13 protein-coding genes are annotated in these 23,856 nt (G+C 37.7%); 3 read left to right on the top strand and 10 right to left on the bottom strand.

Going from position 1 to position 23,856, the window contains the following annotated elements; all coding sequences use genetic code 11:
- Window positions 1–7: 7 nt before the first annotated feature.
- The 5 genes from spoT to H4J38_RS04185 all read right to left on the bottom strand — a co-directional run bounded on the left by spoT (window position 8) and on the right by H4J38_RS04185 (window position 11,100).
- Entirely contained in the window at window positions 8–2,116 is a 2,109-nt protein-coding gene (gene spoT / locus H4J38_RS04205) for a bifunctional GTP diphosphokinase/guanosine-3',5'-bis pyrophosphate 3'-pyrophosphohydrolase (RefSeq protein ID WP_182129703.1), read from the bottom strand.
- A gap of 196 nt (window positions 2,117–2,312) precedes the next feature.
- Window positions 2,313–2,588 (bottom strand): DNA-directed RNA polymerase subunit omega, encoded by a 276-nt coding sequence (rpoZ, locus tag H4J38_RS04200; protein ID WP_182129701.1) that lies wholly within the window; start codon window positions 2,586–2,588, stop codon window positions 2,313–2,315.
- A 74-nt stretch (window positions 2,589–2,662) separates the two neighbouring features.
- Window positions 2,663–3,286 carry a guanylate kinase gene (gene gmk / locus H4J38_RS04195; RefSeq protein WP_182129699.1) on the bottom strand — a complete coding sequence of 208 codons (624 nt, stop codon included), beginning with the start codon at window positions 3,284–3,286 and terminating at the stop codon, window positions 2,663–2,665.
- 107 nt (window positions 3,287–3,393) lie between these two features.
- Entirely contained in the window at window positions 3,394–4,371 is a 978-nt protein-coding gene (locus tag H4J38_RS04190) for a diguanylate cyclase domain-containing protein (RefSeq protein WP_182129697.1), read from the bottom strand.
- 27 nt (window positions 4,372–4,398) lie between these two features.
- Window positions 4,399–11,100 carry a response regulator gene (locus H4J38_RS04185; protein ID WP_182129695.1) on the bottom strand — a complete coding sequence of 2,234 codons (6,702 nt, stop codon included), beginning with the start codon at window positions 11,098–11,100 and terminating at the stop codon, window positions 4,399–4,401.
- 802 nt (window positions 11,101–11,902) lie between these two features.
- Between H4J38_RS04185 and H4J38_RS04180 the strand changes: the two genes are divergently transcribed.
- Complete coding sequence (locus H4J38_RS04180; protein ID WP_182129693.1) at window positions 11,903–14,164, top strand: TonB-dependent receptor; 2,262 nt, start codon at window positions 11,903–11,905, stop codon at window positions 14,162–14,164.
- Between the two features lie 432 nt (window positions 14,165–14,596).
- Here the strand turns inward: H4J38_RS04180 and H4J38_RS04175 are convergent, their stop codons facing one another.
- From H4J38_RS04175 to H4J38_RS04160, 4 genes are all read right to left on the bottom strand, one after another.
- Window positions 14,597–15,001, bottom strand: a complete 405-nt coding sequence (locus H4J38_RS04175) for a VOC family protein (protein ID WP_182129691.1) — start codon at window positions 14,999–15,001, stop codon at window positions 14,597–14,599.
- A 149-nt stretch (window positions 15,002–15,150) separates the two neighbouring features.
- Window positions 15,151–15,651, bottom strand: coding sequence for a DUF2569 domain-containing protein (locus H4J38_RS04170; protein ID WP_182129689.1), 501 nt, complete (start codon window positions 15,649–15,651; stop codon window positions 15,151–15,153).
- Between the two features lie 388 nt (window positions 15,652–16,039).
- A complete protein-coding gene (locus H4J38_RS04165; protein WP_182129687.1) occupies window positions 16,040–17,227 on the bottom strand; it encodes an amino acid aminotransferase in 1,188 nt (395 codons plus the stop codon).
- 457 nt (window positions 17,228–17,684) lie between these two features.
- Window positions 17,685–18,395, bottom strand: a complete 711-nt coding sequence (locus H4J38_RS04160) for a DUF445 domain-containing protein (protein WP_182129685.1) — start codon at window positions 18,393–18,395, stop codon at window positions 17,685–17,687.
- A gap of 189 nt (window positions 18,396–18,584) precedes the next feature.
- Here H4J38_RS04160 and H4J38_RS04155 point away from each other — a divergent pair, with 189 nt between their 5' ends.
- Complete coding sequence (locus tag H4J38_RS04155) at window positions 18,585–19,514, top strand: peptidylprolyl isomerase (protein WP_259365378.1); 930 nt, start codon at window positions 18,585–18,587, stop codon at window positions 19,512–19,514.
- A 21-nt stretch (window positions 19,515–19,535) separates the two neighbouring features.
- Here the strand turns inward: H4J38_RS04155 and H4J38_RS04150 are convergent, their stop codons facing one another.
- A complete protein-coding gene (locus H4J38_RS04150; RefSeq protein WP_182129683.1) occupies window positions 19,536–20,363 on the bottom strand; it encodes an SDR family oxidoreductase in 828 nt (275 codons plus the stop codon).
- A gap of 154 nt (window positions 20,364–20,517) precedes the next feature.
- Between H4J38_RS04150 and H4J38_RS04145 the strand changes: the two genes are divergently transcribed.
- On the top strand, window positions 20,518–23,406 hold the full coding sequence (locus H4J38_RS04145) for a pitrilysin family protein (RefSeq protein WP_182129681.1): 2,889 nt from the start codon (window positions 20,518–20,520) through the stop codon (window positions 23,404–23,406).
- The last annotated feature ends 450 nt before the right edge of the window (window positions 23,407–23,856 follow it).

The following is a 23,856-nucleotide window of genomic DNA, read 5'->3' as shown; positions in this document are numbered from 1 at the left end:
GTTTTTCCTATTTGTTACGCACAACGCGTTGAACGTCGACCATAACTTTAATTTTCCGGATGATGTCGGCAAGGTGAACCCTGTTTCGACAAGTAATTTCCATATCAATGAGGTACAAGCCAGACTCTTTCTCGCCAGAATTTAGCGAGTGAACATTTGAGCCACAACGGGCAACTACATTGGTTAATGCTGCGAGCGCGCCTTTATGATTGAGAATTTCGATGCGTAATTTGGCAATAAAATCTCGGTCAATATCTGTATCCCAGCGAACGGGGAACAAACTACCTTGTTCATGACCTTTGTTATTTCTACAACCATGTTGATGCACCATCAAGCCTTTACCTGGGCTTAAATAGGCCAGAATAGAATCACCAGGAATAGGTCGGCAACATTTACCATAACTGACCATCATGCCTTCGGTACCTTTAATGGGCATTTTATTTTTAGTGGTGGTTGGTTTTAGTTCTGACTCTTCGGTAAATTCGTCTTTTAAACGTTTAGCAATACCTATGCTTAGTGCATTACCCAAACCGATATTGATCAGTAACTCTTCAATATTTTTATTACCGGTGTCTTTTACTACTTGGGTTAGCTTTTCTTCGGCAATATCTTCTAATTTTGTCGCACCTAAAGCATGGCTAAGTAAGCGTCTGCCCAAGGCAAGCGATTCGGTTTTCTCTTGCGAGCGTAAATAGGTACGAATTTGTAAACGAGCTTTTGAGGTAACAACAAAGTTAAGCCAAGTCGCATTAGGTCGCGCAGCAGTGGAGGTCACCACTTCGATGGTTTGACCTGAATCTAAAGGCTTGCTTAATGGGAAAGGTTTACGTTCCACTTTTACGCCAACGCATGAATTACCCACGTCGGTATGCACAGCATAAGCAAAATCGACCGCTGTAGCCCCCATAGGTAATTCGATAATACGACCGTCTGGTGTGAAAACATAAATCTCTTCTGGAAAAAGATCCGATTTTACATTTTCGATAAACTCAAATGAGCTCCCTGCGCTTTGTTGCAATTCTAATAAACTTTGCATCCAGCGGCGTGCTTTCATTTGTGCTGTAGTGCCGGTGTCTTCGCCGTCTTGTTTATATAACCAGTGAGCCGCAACACCTTTATCCGCCATTTGATCCATATCGTGGGTACGAATTTGAATTTCAACAGGAATACCATGTGGACCAATTAAAGAGGTATGAAGTGATTGATAACCGTTGGTTTTAGGAATAGCGATATAATCTTTAAAACGTGACTCAATCGGTTTAAATAAGTTGTGAGCAGCACCTAACGCGCGGTAACAGTCATCAATTTTATCACCAACAATAATCCTAAAAGCATAAATGTCCATCACTTCATTGAACATCAGTTCTTTATTGCGCATTTTACGATAAATAGAATAAAGGTGTTTTTCTCGGCCAATAACCTGTGCATTAATGCCGTTTTCAGCTAAACGGTTGGTGACTTCTTCTTGAATATTATTGATAACTTCTTTGCGGTTGCCACGTGCTTGTTTTATTGCCGATTTTAATGCTCGAGCACGCATAGGGTAAAGCGCCTCAAAACCTAATACTTCCAGTTCGTTTTTAACATCATGAATACCGAGGCGATTGGCAATAGGGGCATAAATATCTAATGTTTCACGGGCAATACGTCGACGTTTATCTGGTCGTAAGGAACCTAAGGTACGCATATTGTGGGTGCGATCAGCAAGCTTGATCAAAATAACGCGAATATCTTGCACCATGGCTAAAATCATTTTGCGGAAGTTTTCCGCTTGCATTTCTTCTTTATTATCGAACTTTAGCTTATCGAGTTTACTCACACCTTCAACCAGTTCGGCGACGGTATGGCCAAAGAGTTCAGCTAATTGGTCTTTAGTTACAGGCGTATCTTCAATCACATCATGCAGTAAAGCAGCCATTAAGGTTTCGTGATCTAAATGCATTTTTGCAAGGTTGAGTGCAACGGCTACGGGGTGAGTTATATAGGGCTCGCCACTTGAGCGCATTTGGCCGTCGTGCGCTTCACGGGCAACAATATAGGCCTGTTTTAACAGGTCAATCTGTACTTTCGACAGATAACTTGATACGTGTTCTTTTAGTGGTTCAAAAAGGTACACCCAGTATTTCCTTGCTTGTACTATAGATTTTAGCGATAAGTTTAGAATACGATTATTTTGTCGCTATGCCAATGTTTAAGCGCACTAGCATGGATTTTTATCATAAAAAATAAACAGAGAATAAAAAACGCGTAAATCACAGTGATGTAATTTACGCGTTTTTGATGTTACTACTAACGTTAAACGTAAGTAAAAACTATTGGTTGCCACCAACAATTGCTGCAACAGCGGCTAATTCAGCCGTATCTTGTTGCACTTGTTCATGCTTATCTGAACGGTCCATTACTTCAGTGGTAATGAGACCAGCTTCGATTTCACGCAAAGCTATTACTGTTGGTTTGTCATTTTCAGGGTCTACCAATGGATCTTTACCGCCCGTAGCAATTTGACGAGCACGACGAGATGCGATTAACACCAAGTCAAAACGATTACCGACTTTTTCTACGGCATCTTCAACAGTTACGCGAGCCATTTGGTCACTCCAACAATTAAATTTATAAAATAGTCGCGTAGTTTACTTGATCCACAGGTAAGTAAGCAATAGCGCTACGCTAATAATTCATCAAATAATGTTTGATGCTCACAGACTTGTTGACTGCGCTTTAAACGTTGATTATTCACTACTGTGGTTAAATCTGCTAATGCTGTCTCGAAATCATTGTTGATAATAATATAGTCAAACTCTTGGTAATGTGAGCATTGAGCCTGCGCTTGTGCCATTCTGGCTTGAATAACTTCCTCACTGTCTTGACCCCGTCCGCGCAATCGATTTTCTAATTCTTGCTTGGATGGAGGGCTAATAAATAGAGTTGTTACCTCGGGCTTTTTAATTCTAACTTGCTGCGCGCCTTGCCAGTCAATATCAAGAAAAACATCAATACCTTCAGCAAGCTGTTGATCTATTGCAACTTCACTGGTGCCATAAAAATTGCCAAACACTTCGGCGTATTCGTAAAAGTGTTTGTCTGCAATCGAGCGTTTAAACTGCTCTTTATTAACAAAGTGATAGTGTTGACCGTTGACTTCACCGGGACGAGGCTCGCGAGTAGTGTGCGAAACAGAAACTTGCATAGGTCTTGCTGATGTTTGTTTAAGTAAAGCGGAGATTAAACTCGACTTACCTGCGCCACTAGGGGCAGATAGAATGAAAAGGTTGCCTTTAGTTGTCACAATTTATCCTTTATAGCTGAGTCAGTATTAATGGCGCGCACTATAACTAAAATTTAGTGTATTTCCCATTAATTTGTCCTCGAAAAGTGTGATGCTTTATCATTGAACTAGGAAATATCGAGAGGAATTTGCTTATTGTTTTGATCAAGCTCTAACAGACTGAAGGCATTTCGAGAGTCATTTTTAACTTTATACAACCTTTCATCGGCTTGCTGCATGATTTGCTCAATACTGGTGTTTTTATTTGGAATTACCTGAATAGCACCAATACTTACCGAGACATGACAACTTGTGCTAATCGCGAGATGAGGAATGGCGAGTTCAGTTATGCTGTTAAGACAAACGGACAGTACGGTTGACGCTGTACAGTTACTTTTAACTGGAAAGTAAAAATAAAATTCTTCGCCACCACAACGAAAAATAGCGCCATTATAATCATATAATTTTCGTTTAATGATATTAGCAATTTTGCGTAACACCACATCACCTTGTTGGTGGCCGTAATGATCATTATATTTTTTAAAGTGGTCAACATCGATAATGCCATACACCATAGCACTTTGTTTAGCTTTAGCTGATAGCCAGCTGTCGATACTGTCTTGTTGCCATTTACGTCTATTGGGTAATTCAGTCAAGCTGTCAAATAAAGCAAACATTTTCAATAGATTACGTTGGCGGATAATTTCTAAATGGGTATTAACCCGTGCGCGTACAATACTATAATTAAAGGGTTTTTGAATATAATCACAAGCCCCTAGCATTAAGCCTTTTTCTTCATCTTCGGCATCTTGTAAGCCAGTAATGAAAATCACGGGTATATGAGCTAATTTAGGGTGTTTTTTTAGCTTCTCCATTAACTCAAAGCCGTTTTCTTCTGGCATGAGAACATCAAGCAAAATAATATCGGGACTTTCTTGTAACGCATGCTGAAAACCTTGTTTAGCACTCTTACAAGCAACAACGTTGTAGTGATCTTTGAAAATGGATGCCAGTACTTTTAAGTTAACGCTTTCATCGTCAATGCACAATATAGTATAACTTTGTTCATCAGCCCTTCGGCGTTCTTCCCAGTTGAACGGTTGCATTATATGTGTACCTCAATAGCAAAAGCGCTATTTCGCGTTATTCATTTTTTTCTCTAAGGCTAATAATGCAGCTAAAGCATCTACAAAGTCAAAGTTGTTCACCAACTTTTGGATGTCAACTATGTGCTGATGGTAAGGTGTTTCATGGCCAATAACCATTAACTCCTTAGTAATATCTTCCGCTTGAATATTGGCAGATATTAAGCAAGGTTTTAATTTTTCTATAATTTTTTTAGCATTTGCGATATTAAAATTTTGATCGGTTTTAGCTGATATCACGTGATGATAAATACGATTTAATTGGCAAATAATAAAGTCTAAATGTGTGGTAACTTCATTGAGTTTTAATTCAACATTTGAACCTTGATGATGAATTTCGCTTTCGAGGGCACTAGCACAAGCGGCTAACTCATAAGCACCGATATATTGTGCCGTCGATTTTAACGAATGTGCACTGCGATAGAGTAATTCCGTTTGTTCTAACTTATAAAATTGCATCATTTCTTGTGACAGCACTTGATAATTTAACCAAAAGTCATGGATCAATTCAGTATAAAGACCTTCTTTACCTTGAATTTTTTTGACCGCCTCATCAACCGCTAAAATAGTTTTTTGACGTAGTTCGGCTAATTTTTGCTTTGTATCGCTTGATTGCAATGAACTCGTTGACAAATTTTGTCGAGCGCTACTTGGCTTAACCAAATACTGGCTGAGTGTTTTATATAAAAATTCAGGTTCAATAGGTTTGGTTAGGTGAAGGTTCATACCCGCCGCGATACTTTTTTCTATATCGCCTTTCATCGCGTGGGCGGTCATGGCTATAATTGGTAAATCTTGTAATTGTAAGGTTTGGCGAATTTCTTTAGTCGCAGTTAAACCATCCATCTCTGGCATTTGAATATCCATCAAGACTATATCGAATGCTTGATTAGCTATTTTTTCTAGGGCGACAAGACCATTTTCTGCACATTCAACACTAATTCTTGTGTCGGCTAAAAACTCTTTCGCTACTTGTTGGTTGATCATATTATCTTCAACCAATAATACTTTATAAGCACTTAAATCTGGAGCTATAAGTTCAGGTTGAATATTTTCCACGGTAATACGTTCACTCTCTTTACTTAATAATTCAATAATGGCGTCAGCTAGCACCGATTGGTTTATCGGCTTCTCAAGAAATTCATCAATGCCAACATTTATGGCGAGTGCTTTTGCTGCATCTTTATCATAAGCTGAAACCATTAATATATGGGGAAGTTTTTTCTTTGCTTGTGCTTGAATTTGTTTCGCTGCTTCAATGCCATCCATTGCTGGCATTTTCCAATCCATCATTACAATATCATAAGGTGTGCCATTTTTTTCCGCAGATAATACCGCAGCTAACGCTTGTTCACCATTCTCTACACCTTCAGCCGAAATTTCAATATAAGCTAAGGCTTCAATTAATACTTTTCTAGCAATATCACTGTCGTCAGCAACTAAAACTTTTAAGTTATTTAACATTTTTTGATTGATGGTTGGATTTATTGCAAGTGTTTTTTCTGCATGTTCAAAGGTCGCAGTAAAGCTGAATGTTGAACCAACATTGAGTTCGCTTTGAAGTGAAATTTCGCCATTCATCAGTTCGGTCAGTTGTTTACTTATTGCTAAACCTAAACCTGTGCCCCCGTATTTACGGGTGACGGAATCGTCGGCTTGAGTAAATGATTGAAATAATCCTTTTTGCTGCGCTTCGCTCATGCCTATACCAGTGTCATGTACCGAGAATTTTAGGCAGCATGTTTGATTATTTTTACTGTGTTTTTCAATACTGATATGAATAGAACCCGCATGAGTAAACTTTAAGGCATTGTTGGCTAAATTAACGATAACTTGCTGTAAACGCAGTGGATCACCGATCAATGTTTTCGGTACGTCTGGTGCTATATCAATAACAAACTCTAAACCTTTTTCATGCACTTGAAAGGTACAGACATTAACCACACGTTGCAGAATATCGTGTAGTGAAAATTCAATGCGCTCTAACGTGAGTTTTTCGGCTTCTATTTTGGAAAAGTCTAAAATATCGTTAATTAAACCTAATAATGACTTTGATGAATCTTGTATTTTTTCTAAATAATCTTGTTGAGTTTCTGACAGCTTGGTACGCAATGCTAATTGACTTAAGCCAATAACTGCGTTCATTGGTGTTCTTATTTCGTGACTCATATTTGCCAAAAAATTAGACTTAGCTTGGCTTGCCTGTTCTGCTTTAATTTTTTCTGCAGCCAACTCTTTTGTGCGGTCATGAATTTGATTTTCGAGATTACGACTGTAATTAAGTATTAGCTGATACAGTTTGGCATTATCAAACGAAATAGCGGTTTGATCGGCTAGCAACTGCAAAACGTTAACCTGCTCATAGCTAAATACACCTTCCACATCATAATGCTCAAGATAGACAATACCTTGTAAACTCCCTTTTACGATACTGGGAAAACATAGAATTGATTTTGGTTGATGGTCTTCAAAATAAGGATCAGACAAAAATTGCTCTTGAACACTGATATTGGTTAATACTTGTGCTTTTAGCGTGCGCGAAACAAAGTTGATTATCGAGTAAGGTAATTTCTGCTGCTGTGAAGTGTTGGCAATTCCCTCTGGAGACAAGGAAATTTCGATATTTAAAATACCATCACTTTCTAATAATAAAACACCACTTTGTGCTCCAGCGTTTTCAATAATGATCACCATCATTCGGCGCAAGTAAGCCGATAAGTCGGCTTCACCACTTAAGGTTTCAGAGGCTTTTAGCACAGAGGTAAGATCAAGTACTTGGGCATTATTGTGTTGTTGATCACTTGGCAAGCTATTGTGGCTATGATTTTGTGTAATTAAAAGTGCTTGGTGTAATTTTAGCAATTGTTGTGCTTTATGGTTTGCTCCCCATATTTGGTAACTGTTAAACGCTTGCTGATAATAATCTCTTGCCAGCGGTTTTTTATTGGCTGCTAACCAATAATTACCGGCAAGTTCATTAGCAAGGGCAAAATGATGAGGCGCCGAATGCTGCTTTGCCAATTCAATGGCGTGATCAAAGTTTTGCCATGCGGCGTTGTCATTTAACAAAGACTGCAATTCAGCACGGATCAAGGTTTCTTTATGACGATAATTTTCCGGGCTGCTTTCAGCCCATTGGGTAATTAAATCAAGGTGAGTGTTTATTTGGGCAATATTTTCATGATAGCGGCTATCTTGCTGATCAGGTTTTGTATTACGGCAATACTGCGCAAGAATAAGCGCGGCATAAAAGTTAAACTCGCCAAAATGATATAAAGAAACAACTGAATGTTGGTAAGGTTGCGCAAGTAGCATTTGCGCATGAGCCTGGGGTATATTATTAAATAAATAAGCTTGGATCATTCGGGCTAAATGATAAGCGAACAGCGTAGTAACATTTTGAGTTTCCATGAGAATAGGCAGTTGTAATGCCTCATCAAAGTGCTCACCCTGTAAATTGTTGATGTCAGCATTTTCATCTTGTAAGTTGCTAATATACTGCTGCCACACTTGTATTATTACTAACTGATAATACTGTTTTTTGTTTTTCATTGCCTTAATATGGCGAGCAATTACTGTTTGGCATGCAATAAGGCCTTCACCACTGAATAAACTATGCATGCCATGAAATAATGCGGAGTGAAAGGCATATTCAATACTGCCACACTCAATACCACGATAAAAATTCTGCTCTAATGGTTGTAATGTTTTGCTCAGTGAAGATGTCCAAGGAGAAATTGAAACATTTTGAGTAAACTCAACCTCTACATAAATAGATTCAGAGGGGTATTGTTGATTGACTTTTTTTGCTAAAGCAGCAAAAGCTGAACCCTCTTCAAAACGGCTAAATACACCACATAATAATAATCCATGGGTAACAAATACCTTAGCACTTAGCGCAGAAAGCCCAGCATTTAGGCATAACTCAAGTGAAGCGTAAGCGATACGGATATACTCTGCAGGGCTTAATAAATAAGCCGGTGTCTGAATAGTATTAAGAATATCTAAGGCTAATAATTGACGTTTGTCGGTCATGGCTGGCAAATTTTGCAGGTTAGCAATGCGGTTACTTTGATAATGTTGCTCTATAGCTAAATAATTCAGCTTTTCGCAATCTTGAGGCAGCTTAATAGCAAGCGTTTTTAAGGAGGATATCCCCAAATCTAGCGCTTTTTGCATGTTGTTTTGCGCGATAAGTGTATGCACTTGGATTTTTGTAAAACTAGCCTGATCTATAACGTCACTAATGAGCGAAATGTGTTGTTGAAAATGTAAATTACCTTGTTCGTAATCTTGGGTGTAATACAGCACATTGGCTTTGCCTAGCGCGATGCTAAGGCTTAAGGAGTATTCATTCTGCCAATGCATATTACCTAAATAGTCTTCAGCCTGTTCAAAGTAATAGAGCGCATTATTGTAGTCATTTATTTCTAACGACTTTACGCCCGCAGCATTATTAAAATGAGCTAGTAATGTTTCATTGCCTTGTTCAATATACAAAGCAGCAGCCAAGTTTATATGCTCAATGTAATCAAAAACATTCTCATCAGTAGATAAATTATTTACATGGTTAGTGTTGTCAGATGAGAGATAATATTGCGCCACTTTGTAATGAATAAGCGAGTTTGGCTCAGGGTTGTTCAACAAGTAAGCGGCTTGTTGTATTTTATCATGTGAGAACTTAATTTGTTCTAATGCATCCATTTGTTGGTTTTGTGAATAGGCAATTAATAAGCCATCAGCGATTAAAGGACGTAATTCCCGCTCAATCTCTTTATCGGTTGCACCGACTACTCGTGTTAGTAAGCTAATTGGAATTATGCCACCGATGCAGGCAGCGTGATGTAATATGTTTTGACCAAATTTTGATACATGAGTTAGTCGTAAGGCCATTAACTCGATAACGTTGTCTGTTGCGTTAAGTTTGTGTGTTAGTTGCTCATCCCAATGCCACTGATTTTTTTTATTTTTAGTTAATATACATTGTTCATTTAAAGACTTAATAAACTCTTTAATAAAGAATGGATTACCGGCAGTTTTTTCAATAACGATATCAACTAAAGGTTGTATTACTTCAAGCTTTAGTGATAGTGATGCGGCGATAAATTGCCCGATTGCGCTGGCATCGAGTGGTAATAGGTGAATGTGCGCATTAAAAGCTTCGGTTTTCTTTATTTCTTCTAATAGTTGATTTAATGGGTGTGTAGCACTTATTTCATTATCTCGAAATGCAATAATCAGCAGTAGATTAGTAGTAACGTTCGCTTCAACTAAATGTTGCAATAATTTCATACTAGCGATATCAGCCCATTGCATATCATCAATAAAAATAGAAACAATGCTATTTTGCATACTAAATGCTTCTAGAAAAAGCCCGATTGTCGAGTTAAAACGCATACGAGTTTCTTCTACAGGTAATTCGGCAAGTGTTGGTTGCGGGCCAATTATCAGCGCTAATGCTGGCACCAGCTCAATCAACAATTGCCCATTACCTTGCAATGCCGTTTGGAATATTGTTTTCCAGCGTGTTAGACTTTCTTCACTCTCACCTAGGATTTGTTCAACAAGGTCGGTAACCGCTTGAATTAATCCGAAATAGGCAGTATTTTTTTTATATTGTTCATACTTACCTGAAACACAATAACCTTGTTTTTCAATAATGGGACGATGTAACTCTTTAATAAGTCGAGACTTGCCCGATCCAGAGTGGCCACTGAGCACACAGATTTGACTATTTTGTTGTTGTTCAACATGATTAAAGGCTTGCAGTAAAATATCTTGTTCGTGTTTACGTCCAAAAATAGCAGCAGAAAAAATAAGTTTATTACTGAAGTCTTTTTTACCCAGCTCAAAAGGATGGATTTCGCCAAAACTCTTTAAATCATTAGCACAGTGAACAAAATCGGCTTTAAGCCCTACTGCGGTTTGATAACGTTGCGAGGGTTCTTTTGCTAATAATTTTGCAAGTATATTGGTGATTAATTCAGGTATATCGGCATTATATTCGTTGGCAAGTTTGGGTTTCTTTGCAATATGGGCATGAACGAGTTCCATTTCATCGGAATAAACAAAGGGTAATCGACCGGTAAATAAGTTGAATAAACTCGCTCCAATAGAATAAAAATCAGAGTAAACCTCAATCGCACGATTTATTCTGCCACTAGCTTCAGGGGCTAAGGTACTTAAATATTGACGTTCAACAGCAATACTTGAGGTCTTTTTATACAGTACAGAAATTTTGGTTGCAAAGCTTAAGTCGTATATTCTTGGCTGTAAATGCTCATCAATAAAAATATTATCAGGGCAAATGTTATTAACAATAAAGCCGAGTTGATGCAACTGAGCATAGAGCTGGCAAATATTAATAGAAATTTGTAATTTACTGTTTAATGAAAGAGCTGTTGACGACAATGCAGACAGAGATTGAGTTTGTGTAGAAAAAGGAAATACCGCGTAACAATATTGTGGTTCGTCATAAATTTCAAGCGGCGCAACTAGCTGTTCGATTGAGAGTTCACTTTGTAAGGCCAAAACCTTTTTAAAGCGAGCAAGTGCTTGGTAATTATTCGTTTTTTTTAGGCGTTTAACTAAGAAATTTTGCTCGTTATCATTTTTGACTACAAATAACTGAACTGAGCTTGAAACTTCTTGCTGTTCCTTTACGAAGGTGTAGTCTTGAAAGTTTACCATTGGTATTTACAGCCTTACTCAATTTATGTCTTATTCAAATACTGCGGATTTGAGATATACCCAACAAGGTTTTATCATAGTCTTTGTTATTTAGTACCAAGCAGATCACTTTATTGTACAACTTAGCACTGCATTAGGGAATTTAGAACAAGCGAAATAATTTAAGCAAACTTATTCTCGTTTTATTTTCCTAGTTGACTCATCTTATATATTTGCGTGGTTGTATAATTAAGTTGTTGGGCGATGTTGCCAGTGTTTAATAAACGACCTAAGAAAAGTTGAAAAACGTATATGTCGTGTTATTTAATTTGGTAAGGTGAATAGATTAATAAAGTTACTTAAGTTGAGTTTGAAACCATATACGTGTGACTATTAAATATTAAATATTGAATTAACATTAAGTCATATTAATTAGCTTAATTAGTGCTATTAACTTAGCGCCTTTGTATACAATACATAGATCAATAAATTATCGAATCAGCCAAAGTGTCAATGTTATTAATGGCAATGAAATGAGCTACGGGTTTTAATTATGTTGAAAATTGCTATTGCTAGATTTTCTTTGATAATGAAAATATACTTATACCCGTTGAAACCATGAATGCGGCTTAGAGCACAATGCATTAATTGAAATTCACGGGTTCAATGATTATTAACAGTCGCCCTCAAAATGGCATAGGTCAAATATTAATCGCTTTCTTTTTTTTCAAATGTCTTGAAATGCATTGTTGAGTATTACAGTTATCAAAACTTTTTAAGCTATGGTCATCTTGGTTCAAAATAATATTATTGCAGGAAATAAATGTTCAATTCAAATCTACTATCGGCTGCTGTAAGTTCAGTTAGCGTTACTTTGGTATCATTCTCTGTTTTTGCTGGTAGTGTGGATAATAATCAGCCAGCTAATGTGTTAATTACTGAAAGTAAGCTCAAAAACATTGAAGTTATTGAAGTTTATGCACAAAAGCGTAAGCAAAATATCAATAACCTTAGTGTTGCGGTATCCGTTATTGATGGCAAAGCAATTGCTCGCCAGCAGCTAAAAGATACCACGCAACTTTCTGCGCTCGTACCAAACTTAAAAATCACCAATAATGCTGGAGAAGGCACTCCACCGGCATTTAATATTCGCGGTGTTGGTATGATTGATTATAACACCTCAACCATTTCGCCCATTTCTATATATGCTGATGATGTTGTAACTGGTAGCGCTAATAATTTATCAATAAATCTTTATGACTTAGAGCAAGTAGAAGTATTACGTGGTCCACAAGGGTCTTTATTTGGTCGCAACACTACAGGCGGCGCGATTCTTTTACGCTCGCAACAACCTGAAAAAGAGTTTGGCGGTTATATTAATGCCAGTGTTGCGCAGTACGACACGCTTTCGCTAAAAGGAGCGGTGAACTTACCTATTAGCGATACTACGGCAATGCGTTTTGCCTTTAGTCATCAAGATTATGAATTTTCAACTGAAAATCAAATGCCAGGTCAACCCGATGGAGGCTTAAAGCAAACTAACTTGCGCTTAATTGTTAAATCTGAATTTGATGATTTAACCATCACCAGCAAGTTTCATCTTGAAGATTGGTCAGGCAAGCCAAAACCTATTGCGAGTTTGGGTATTAATCGCACTGATGGCAATGGCAGATGTTCACCCTCGCAGGCGGGTTCAAACTTATGTATGGACAACTTTGGGAGTCAAGTGGGTGGTAAGGATTTTTGGGCGGTTAATGCCGACACAGCCGATCGAAAACATGACACCGAAAGCTGGGGGGCTAGCGTTAAACTTGCATGGCAGCTAAATGCAGACATGCTATTAACATCAATTAGTGGTTATCGCGCGTTAGATCGTTTTCATTCTTGGGACTCCGATGGCGCGGGCAATTTTATTGAAGGTTCAATGGGCACGGATAACACTTTATTTAGCCAAGAGTTAAGCTTAGCTGTTGAAATGGGCGATAGTCATTGGGTCAGTGGCTTGTTCTATGTTAGTGAAGATATTAAGCAAAAAAATGATTTTGATTTATTTCGCGACTTTCGTGCCATACCTGAACTAGCTGCAGTGCCAGCGCAATTTTTTTATGATAATCGTCTAGAAAATCGAGCATTTGCGCTTTACTCTCAAATTGATCATAAACTTAATCAAACCTTCACACTAATCGCAGGCTTGCGTTATACCGATGAAACAACCGATTACCATGCCAGTGCTGATTTAGACCTAGTAAATGCTTTTATTCCTGATTTATGGGATATAAAAGGTGTTGTAGAAGATGATGAGTTTTCAGGGAAATTAGCGTTAAATCAAAAAATAAATAATCAAGCATCGTTATATTATAGTTATTCTCGAGGCTATAAAAGTGGCGGTTATAACGCTGGATATTCAACCAACCCGGTGCAAGCAGCAGAATCTGAATACGCACCAGAAAAACTTGATGCTTATGAAATTGGTAGTTATTTACAGTTTTGGCAGCAAAATGCTCGCTTACACTTAGCGGCATTTTATTATGATTATAAAGACCAGCAAGTATTTGTTAATCAAACTCAAGGCATCGCGGTTGATCATGTATTAAAAAATGCCGGCGACTCTACTATTTATGGTTTTGAATCTGAATTGGTATTAACACCAAGCGTTGATTGGGAATTACGGTTGAATGTTGGTTATTTACCTAAAGCCAATATGGGAAGCTTTAATCAACATGGTGTCGTGGTTGAAGATAATAGATTACCTTTTGCGTCGAAGTGGAATATTAGTGGTGCGATAATTCATGAAATGCTTGTGCTGGGACATGATTTAACAGCGCAGCTAAGTTTTGATTTCCAGTCTGACTTTTATTTTGACCAAGAAGAAAACGCATACACTCAACAAACTGACTTTATGGTGATTAATGGTCATGTGAGTTATGAATTCAACCCCGCATTAACCTTAACACTTTGGGGCAAAAATTTAACTAACACTGAATATAGTGAACTTCGATTTAACACAATTGCAGCACTGGGTGCTATAACTGAGTTGAAGGCAGAAGCAAGGCAATTGGGTATTGAGGCAAGTTATAAATTTTAATTAAAGTACAGTGTATGTGTATTTAATTATTACAACTTTGTTGTACATACTCATCACTGAGCACATTGTTAGCAGTGCTTCATAATCAGCATATATGTTTATATTACTTCAAGTAAAATACAAAGGTAAGCTTAAATCTTATCGTTTTAGTGCTGTAGTTAGGCGTTTTTGTCACTGGTCTCTGGAGCATCGTTACAAAGAGTACACGCCTCACCCTTGTATGAATAATACAACCTTGTACCGATAAAAATTGCCGTTGAAATTGATGACCCAATTATCGAAAAAAAACTGCATCATCAAGGGTATGGCCTATTAATAACTCAACGATAAATAATGCTATGGCAATACCTATGAAGACTTTAAACACTCTAATAATCCAAAATTCTATACCTATATAACCTCTGTATTGGGTGAACAGCTAACTAGCTTATTTTAAATTATTGCACGCAATTCAATGTTATTGCCGGCAATATCTTTTAAATAGAGTGAGCGCCCCAACCCTTGAGCCCCATATCTTTCTTCAAATTCACCAACCTCTACACCCTTACCTTGGAGATAAGATTTTAATTCGCTTTCATCAAACTCTTCTATTTGTAGGCAGAAGTGATCAACATTATTACCCGTAGATTTTGGTGCAGCGCCACCCGCTTCACCTAAGGTTGAATTTACATTCACTATATCAATAAGTGAAGCGCCGGCTCGTAGCTGAGTTAAACCAATATCGTCAGGCAATTCGCGTTCTACAACACAACCTAAAACCTCGCAGTAGAAATCGATAAGCTGTTGATATTTAACTGTGCGTAATACGATATGATCTATTGCTTTGGGCTTAATCATAAATATACTCCTTGGGTAAAATTTGATACTAACGCCCAACGGAGGGCTTATACATAGTGACCTAAATTTTGAGGACAGAAAACAGAAGGTTTTTTGCCATAGTTAATAGCTGACTATAATTTTACATTTTTACTATCTTGTTCACTACATCATTGAATAAAGGTGTTTTTAGCTCTTTCTGATGTAAATAAGTAGGGTGTCCAGACAAATATTGAAACAAGGCCGCTAACCATATGCCTTATGGTATCTTCTGACCATAATTCTATGGAAGGATATATCCAAGAAACCAAATATGAATTTGTTAAGGCAAACAAAACAGTGGCTAATGCGCATATGAAGTACCATTTAGGAAATATAGACTTCTTTTTAAAAAATAAAAAGAGCAAAAAAAATGTTAAAAATATAAATACTAAGTTAGCAATTATTTCTACTGTAATTAATGTTCCCCAATAAGGATCATAGTTTAAAGAATTCATTGACGTTATCGAATCCCATGTACCTTCAGTAAAAATAGGAGGGTAAGTTGAAACAAAATCTATAATTATTCTAAAAGGGCTAATTACCACACCCAAGCCGACTAAAAGTAATAATCCTGCAAACTCCCATGGTTCTTTCGAAGTATCCTTTGCAGCAACATCAATAACGTCCATTTATTCTCCTAGTACCTAACTGCTTTTTATGGATATATTTTAGTGATAAACGTCCCATAATATTATCTATTTATTAATATCACACAATATCAACTCATTAGAAAGTATCACTAGAAATATTGTGTTAAACAGTTATTAAGACTGAAATGAGTGTTTGATAAAAAGCGGATATAACTTAAGTTACTGGCAACTTAGCTCACTCGATTGTTGAGCTTATGATCATGAATAGTAGAGTCATGTTAGTTAAGGGATTTTGTTAGTTAAGGGATTTTGTTAGGTAAATGATGTTGAAAAGTGAAATTATTTTGATGAGTTATGCTTGTTTTTGCCTCTACTAAATAAAAAAACTCCATGCATTATCATAATGCATGGAGTTTTTAACCATAACTTACAGTACTTTTGCGATTGATTGCGCTAAGTAGTCAACGTTTCGGTTAGCAATGCCTGCAATACTCATACGACTTGAACCTACCATGTAAATACTGTACTCGTCTTGTAATTGCTGCACTTGTTCAGGCGTTATGCCTAAGAACGAGAACATACCTTTTTGGCGCGGAATAAAGCTAAAGTCGCGCGTTACGCCATTTTCAATAAGCTTATCAACGAGTAGTTGACGATTTCCATTAATACGGTCACGCATTTCTTTAAGTTCACTGTGCCATTGAGCGCGTAATTCATCAGAATGCAAAATGGTCTCAACTATCGCAGCACCATGTGCAGGCGGCATTGAATATATACAGCGAATAACGGTCAATAGCACTGAGTTTGCCACGTCAACACTGTGCGGGCTCGCGCCTATAATGGTACAAGCGCCAATACGTTCACGGTACAAGCCGAAGTTTTTCGAGCAAGAACTACAAACGATCATTTCTTTAACGCTATCAGCCATTAAACGTAGGCCGTAAGCATCTTCGTCTAAACCTTCACCAAAACCTTGGTAAGCCATATCAACTAACGGTAAAAAGCCAATATCTTTCGCTACTTGTGCAACTTGTTGCCATTGTTCTTTGGTTAAATCCATACCACTTGGATTATGACAACAAGCATGAAGCAATACAGCATCATCTGATTTCACTTCTTTTAAAGCAGCTAACATGCCATCAAAATCAAGGGTTTTATTTTCATAGTCGTAATACGGATATGTTTTAACGATTAAGCCCGCTGCTTGGAATAACCCCGTGTGATTTGCCCACGTAGGATTACTTACCCAAATAGTTGTGCCAGCTTTGCATGAATTAATAAATTCAGCAGCAACACGCAATGCCCCTGTACCACCCGGAGTTGAAACGGTGCGTGCACGATTTTCAAACAACACTTTATGATGACCAAAAACTAATTTAGCCATTTCTTCGTTAAAAAGTGATGAACCCGTTGGGCCAATATAAACTTTGGTATCTTCGGTATCGAGTCGATGTTTTTCAGCGGCTTTTACACACTTTAAAACGGCAGTATGACCTGCTTCATTTTTGTAGACACCAACACCTAAGTCGATTTTTTTAGGGTTTGAATCTTCACGATATTTAGCCAACAAGCCTAAAATAGGATCGGCAGGCAACGCCGTTAAACTACCAAACATTTTTGGGTTTACCTTTTACGAAGAGAGGGAGTTGAGCTATTAAACTCCGAGCTTGGAGTCGCCGCATTAAACCCTGTTATTAAAGGTTAAGCATAACGGCTATCAGGCTAAAATTAAAGCACAAAAGTTAAAATATTCCATGGTCAATAGCCTAAAATAATCTAGTTGATAACGCATAGTTATAGTCGGTGAATTAATGACCAAATACAGCTATGAGATTGAATCAATTATAATTACTGTTATCTAAAGTTTTTTATGTGTTTTATCAAATGTAAGCTTTAGGTGAAAGCAAATTTCACATACCGAAAGTTTTAATACTATCAATTAGCGTATTTGTGGTAAAAATAATTTTTACCTAGCTTATGACATAAAAGGATTGGCCAATAAATTAGGATGTTAGGGCAAGACAGTCAGTAACTTTAACTTGCTACTGACTGATGATTAGAAAAATAATATTTTAGAATGTAGCGGTAATTGCTGCGATAAAACCAATAACTCCGCCAAAAACACCACCCCAAATCACTAACCAGCCTAAATGTTCTTGGATCATTTTTTGCACAATTTCTTTAACGAGTTGTGGCGTTAATTCATTGAGGCGCTTTTCAATAATATCGCTTACCTTATCGCGCATGCCTGCCATAATGCTGGGTTGTTCTAACTCTTCACGAAGAATGACATTGAATTCTTCACTTTGGCTAATTTCGACTACCGAAGCGCGCATTTTTTCAATAAAGGGTTCACGCATAGGTTGTAGAGCTTCAGTGCCACCCACCATTGCTAACATACCGCCAAAAGAAGATTGTTCAATAACGCTAACTAAGTTGTCAAAGGCAGGAGATAAATCTACTTTATTAATGACAGGTGCCAGATCGATTGCCGTGGCCGGGTTATCGTTCCCAGCTAAAAATCGGTCGATGTTTTCTTCAGTAAAAAATTGTTCCATCATTAGAGCGCGAATGGCAACTTTAAAGTCTTCAAAGCGAGCAGGGATAACGCCGGAACCATACAAAAAAGGTACGCGTTCAAACAACATATGTATTGCAAGCCAATTAGTTATTGCGCCAGATAAAGCAAATAAACCTATGGTGAAAATAATATTGTTAGCGACTATATAGCCAATAATAATTGCAATTAGGGCTAAAAAATTGGTGATAAAACTCTTATTCACAAAAAATCCATTAAGTTGAGGGCAGTGATTCTGGTTATGGTATCAATTGCCTGCTGTTACGCCAATATTTCATTTATCAGCGACAGCTATTGATAATAATGTCAGTAACTTTTTGTTCTAATTTGCTATTTTTGTTGTAACATTAAACAATCATTGGGTTAGTAAAAAAAATAATAAAAAAGAGACTTTATGAAGATTCGATCAAAATTTTTAAATTTCATGGTAGTGTTTAGCTGCTCAAGCTTGTCATTAAGCAGCATGGTAAATGCTGAACAAAATATTCAAAAGCAAATAACCACAAAGGTCGCCGCCGAAACTGCTAAAAACAATCAAGATGAATGGCGAACAGTCGCTATTGAAAACATGGTGCTGTTAACCTTACCCTACGGCAAAGTCGTTATTGAATTAGCGCCACAATTTTCTCCAAAGCACGTAGAACAATTTATGCGTTTAACCAAAAATGGCCATTACGACGGCAATAAGTTTTATCGGGTTATTGATGGCTTTGTAGCACAAGCCGGTCCTGAAGACGGCAGTAGATTAGATAGTTTAGTGCCCTTGCTAAAGCTTGAAGGCGAGTGGCCAACAGATAAAAATTGGTCGTTCACCTTAGTGCAAAAACAGGACTTGTTTGCTGAACAAACGGGCTTTAAAGATGGCTTTGCTGTTGCACATAGCTCGAGCGAAAATCGAGCATGGTTAACACATTGTCCGGGTATTATTGCCATGGCGCGTGGTAATGATGCTGATTCAGGCTCTAGCCATTTCTATATTACTAATGGTCAAGCACCTAGGTATTTAGACCGCATTATGAGCATATTTGGCCGGGTTGTTTATGGCATGAACCATGTACAAGCGATAACTCGTACGGCAACAATAGAAGGTGAAGCTGAAGTTACTAGTGCTGCTTATACCCCCATAGTGTCGATGCAAATGATGGTGGACGTACCATCAGCCGAGCAAATACATTTGGCAGTAAAAAATACAGAAAGTAAATTATTTGCTACCAAATTAGCCGAGCGTATTAAGCGTGATAATGCTTTCTTCTTTAAGAAACCGCCACCGGTGCTTGATGTTTGCCAAACTCCGGTACTAACTCGTCTACTTGCTCATCATTAGGCTGATTTATTTTAATACCTGCTAAGGCTTAGCATTGCGTTGTTTGTATTGTTCTTTCGCTTTGCGGCCTTTGCGATAAAGCGCTGGCCGCAATACTCTTCTAAGTTTTGGAAATAAATATGAAACAGTGGTTAGCCAACCACTGGCTCTTGGTAAGGATATTTCGGTTTCTTCTCCGCGCGCCACACTAACAATAGCATCGGCAACTTGTTGGGCACTACTCATGGGTTGCGAGAACACAATGTCTTCTACTTGTTCTATTTCTGACATAATAAAACCCGTATCAATAGGGCCAGGTGAAACTACACCAACATAAATCCCCGTGCCTTTTAACTCATCAGCTAAAGAGTAAGTAAACGCTCGCAAACCTGCTTTTGTCGCTGCGTAAGTTGCTGCACCTTGCAACGGCGTTCTGCCAGCGAGTGAACCAACATTAACGATTGCACCGCCACCGGCTTTTCGTAAATACGGTAACATTAAGCACGATAATTGGATCGGCGCACGCAAGTTCACATCAACCATTTTTGCTAAGTCATTCGCTTGATTTCGTTCTACTTCACCGCGTTGGTGAAAACCGGCATTGTTAACCAAAACATCAATCGAACCAAATGCCTGCGCTGCTTTTATCAGTAAATTTTCATTAGCTGCTGAGTCATTAATATCCATAGCAATATTGATGACCGATGTTAATGGCGCAAGTTCTTTGGTAATTACATCTAACGCTGTTTGTCCGCGAGCAACCAAGACTAAATTTGCCCCTAAATGCGCAAATGTTCTTGCTGTTGCCGCGCCAACACCGGCAGAGGCACCGGTAATGATGACCGTTTTATTTTTAAAATCACTATTCATAATGCTCAGTTCTCTCTAAGTAAAGCTTATTAAGCTTCGTAGGCTTGGTGATGTATGTATTTTGTTACAGATTATTATGTAAATTAATTGTTAAAATAGTGATAAAACATCAGTAATTTCATAAGATGTCAGCATAACAATAAAGGGATCTATAATGAAAATAAAATATTTAGCGGCGGCGATTGTTGCCAGCTTTACTCTCTCAGCTTGTATAGCTACCCAAACCAACCAAAACTCAACACCAGAAAGCGCAGCAGTTGCCTCCAATAGTAATAAAGTTTTCAGTCAAAATTATGTTTTTAAAGAATTGGCGAATGGTTTGCGCGTGCTAATTGTTAAAACCGATTACCCTGATCTTGTGTCTGTGCAAATTCCCGTGTCAGTGGGCTCTCGTGATGAAGACGAAGTTGGTAGAACTGGCTTTGCTCATTTTTTTGAACATATGATGTTTAAAGGTTCAGAAAAATTTCCACAAGACGTTTATGCTGATTTGTTTAAAAATGCGGGTGTTGATAACGGCGCCTACACCACTAATGATTACACTAATTATCATTTAGACTTTTCTAAAGATCATTTAGAAAAAGTTTTAGAGATTCAAGCAGATCATTTTAAAAACTTAACCTATACCGATGCTCAATTTAAAACCGAAGCATTAACGGTAAAGGGTGAATACTTAAAAAATAATGCCAGCCCGATACGAAAATTACTTGCGGCCGTACGTAAAGAAGCCTTTGATACTCATACCTATAAACACACCACCATGGGATTTTTTGAAGATGTAGAAGCTATGCCTGAGCAAATTGCTTATGGCGAAAAATTCTTCAAACAATTTTATAAACCAGAGTATGTCTCGTTAGTCATTGTTGGTGATGTTGAGCCTGAAGCCACTATGGCTATGGTAGAAAAACATTGGGGTAATTGGCAAAAAGGTGACTTTGTTAATAACATTACGCCAGAGCCAAAACAACAAGTGGCAAAATACGTACACGAAAAATTTGACGGTTTACCAGGCCATTGGTTATTAGTGTCGTACAAAGGTGCTGACTGGCAACCAAAGAAAAAAGATCGCGCAGCATTAGATCTTATATCTGAGCTTTATTTTTCAAATAACTCAGCGTTATATCAAGAGTTAGTGGTTGATAAACAATTGGCGAGTCAAATGTTTAACTATAACCCACAAACAAAAGATGCCGGTTTACGTCACGTATTTATCAAAGTAAACGAAGAAAAAGATTTAGCGACTGTTCGTGATGCTGTTAATCAAACGTACGCTCAGGCACGTACTGAGTTGGTGTCAGCAGAGAAGCTTGATAATTTAAAATCGAACTTAAAATATAGCTTTGTTAATGGTTTAGACTCTTCGGAGTCAATCGCATCAACGTTAGCGAGTTATATGCATTTTGATCGTGATCCCGAAACTATTAATCATCTTTATAACAGTTTTGATAATATTTCAGTTGAAGATATTAAAAGTATTGCTAATAAATATTTTATTGATGAAAACCGCACAACCGTAACCTTATCGGCTCTAGATAAAGTGTCAGGTTTTGAGCAAGACGTTGATTTAAACGCAGCGGTGACAAATCTTGAAATGAAAAAGGCACAGCCAAGCACACCACAATTTGCGGTCTTAGATAAAACCAATGACTCACCGTTAATCGATGTAAACTTTTTGTTTTATACTGGCGCAGCAGCAGACCCGGCAGGTAAAAAAGGCGTAGCGGCATTAATGGCGCGCATGTTAACGCAAGGTGGCTCTCAAACTCGTAGTTATAAAGAAATTCAACAAGGTTTGTATCCTTTAGCCGGACAGTTTTCATCGCAACTTGATAAAGAAATGATGTCGTTTACGGGTCGTGTTCATAAAGACAATGCTGAGTCGTGGTATCAATTGGTCAGTGACCAATTATTAAATCCAGGCTGGCGCGAAGATGATTTTAAACGCCTGAAAAAAGAACTAATTGATGGTATTAAATCAGGGCTAAAATCGTCTAATGATGAAGAGCTAGGTAAAGAGGTGCTTTATAGCGAACTTTATCAAGGTCACGCCTATGAAAACTATAACAGTGGTGATTTGTCAGATTTAGAGGCAATTACCCTTGAAGATGTTAAAGCTTTTTATAACGCGCAACTAACACAAGCTAAATTGCATGTCGGTATTACTGGCGCATTGTCGAATGATTTAAAAACGCAATTATTCACTGATTTAGCCACCTTACCTGTTGGTGACGAAAAGCGTTTGAACATTGCAAAAGCGCCAATGTTAAAAGGTCATCATGCGACAATTGTTGAAAAAAATGCACAATCAACTGCGGTTTCATTTGGTTTTCCAATCGACACTATTCGTAATGACAAAGATTGGGCTGCGCTTTGGTTAGTGCGTTCATACTTTGGCGAACACAGAAGTTCAAACAGTTACTTGTATCAACAAATACGCCAAGCGCGCGGCATGAACTACGGTGATTATTCATACATTGAATACTTCCCACGAGGCATGTACCAAACTAAGCCTGATGCAAACTTAGGCCGTTCTAGCCAAATTTTTCAAGTATGGTTACGCCCATTGCGTTCAAATAATGACGCACATTTCGCCACACGTGCGGCTTTGTATGAATTGGACAAGCTTATTGAAAATGGAATGAGCGAAAAAGACTTTCAAGCTACGCGTAATTATTTAACTAACTATGCACCGCAACTGGTAGCCAGCCAAGATCAGCAATTAGGTTATGCGCTTGATAGTGAATTTTATCAAACTGATGAATTTGTTAAATATGTGCGTGAGCAATTTGCTAAATTGTCGTTAGCAGACGTGAATCGTGTGATTAAAGCGAACTTACAAACTGATAATATTCATTATGTGTTTATTTCAGGTGATGGCGCAGACATGAAAAAACGTTTGTTGTCAGAGCAAGTTTCATCTTTGAAATATAATTCTGAAAAACCGGCTGAGTTATTAGCAACCGATAAAGTTATCGAAAGCTATAAACTGACTTTACCAAGTAAAAATGTCGAAGTAATCGCTATAGATGCAGTATTTGAATAGCGCTAATTAACACATAAATTAACGAATAGGCTAACTCATAAAAGTAACTTTAGAGGCTAACTTATTTTTTAAGATAAAAGGTTAATTAACTTCATAAAACACCACGCTAGTCGTGGTGTTTTTATATTTAGACCTAGCTACAACATCCTATTTTTTAAGGTATGAATACACTCGGTAATTGCTCCTAAATTACTCTATTGGCTCACATGCTTTTAAAAACATGCACGTCGACGAATAGTTAGGTTATGTGTTCTATATAACCTGACTATTCGTCGACGTGCAGGCAATACCAAGAACAAATGCAGATGAAAGAGTCATGTATGTTCAAAACAAGTGGTATATATTGGCCTTAAAGGTTATATCTTGGTGGTTAATTGATACAATTACTTATTCTCGTTCATCTACCATTCATTTATTCTTGGTATGATGAAATTAATACCCATTGAATTA

Origin of the sequence: Colwellia sp. BRX10-3, assembly GCF_014077505.1 — a bacterium.
In the GTDB taxonomy this organism is placed as follows: domain Bacteria; phylum Pseudomonadota; class Gammaproteobacteria; order Enterobacterales; family Alteromonadaceae; genus Cognaticolwellia.
This window is presented reverse-complemented; position numbering and strand designations above follow the sequence as displayed.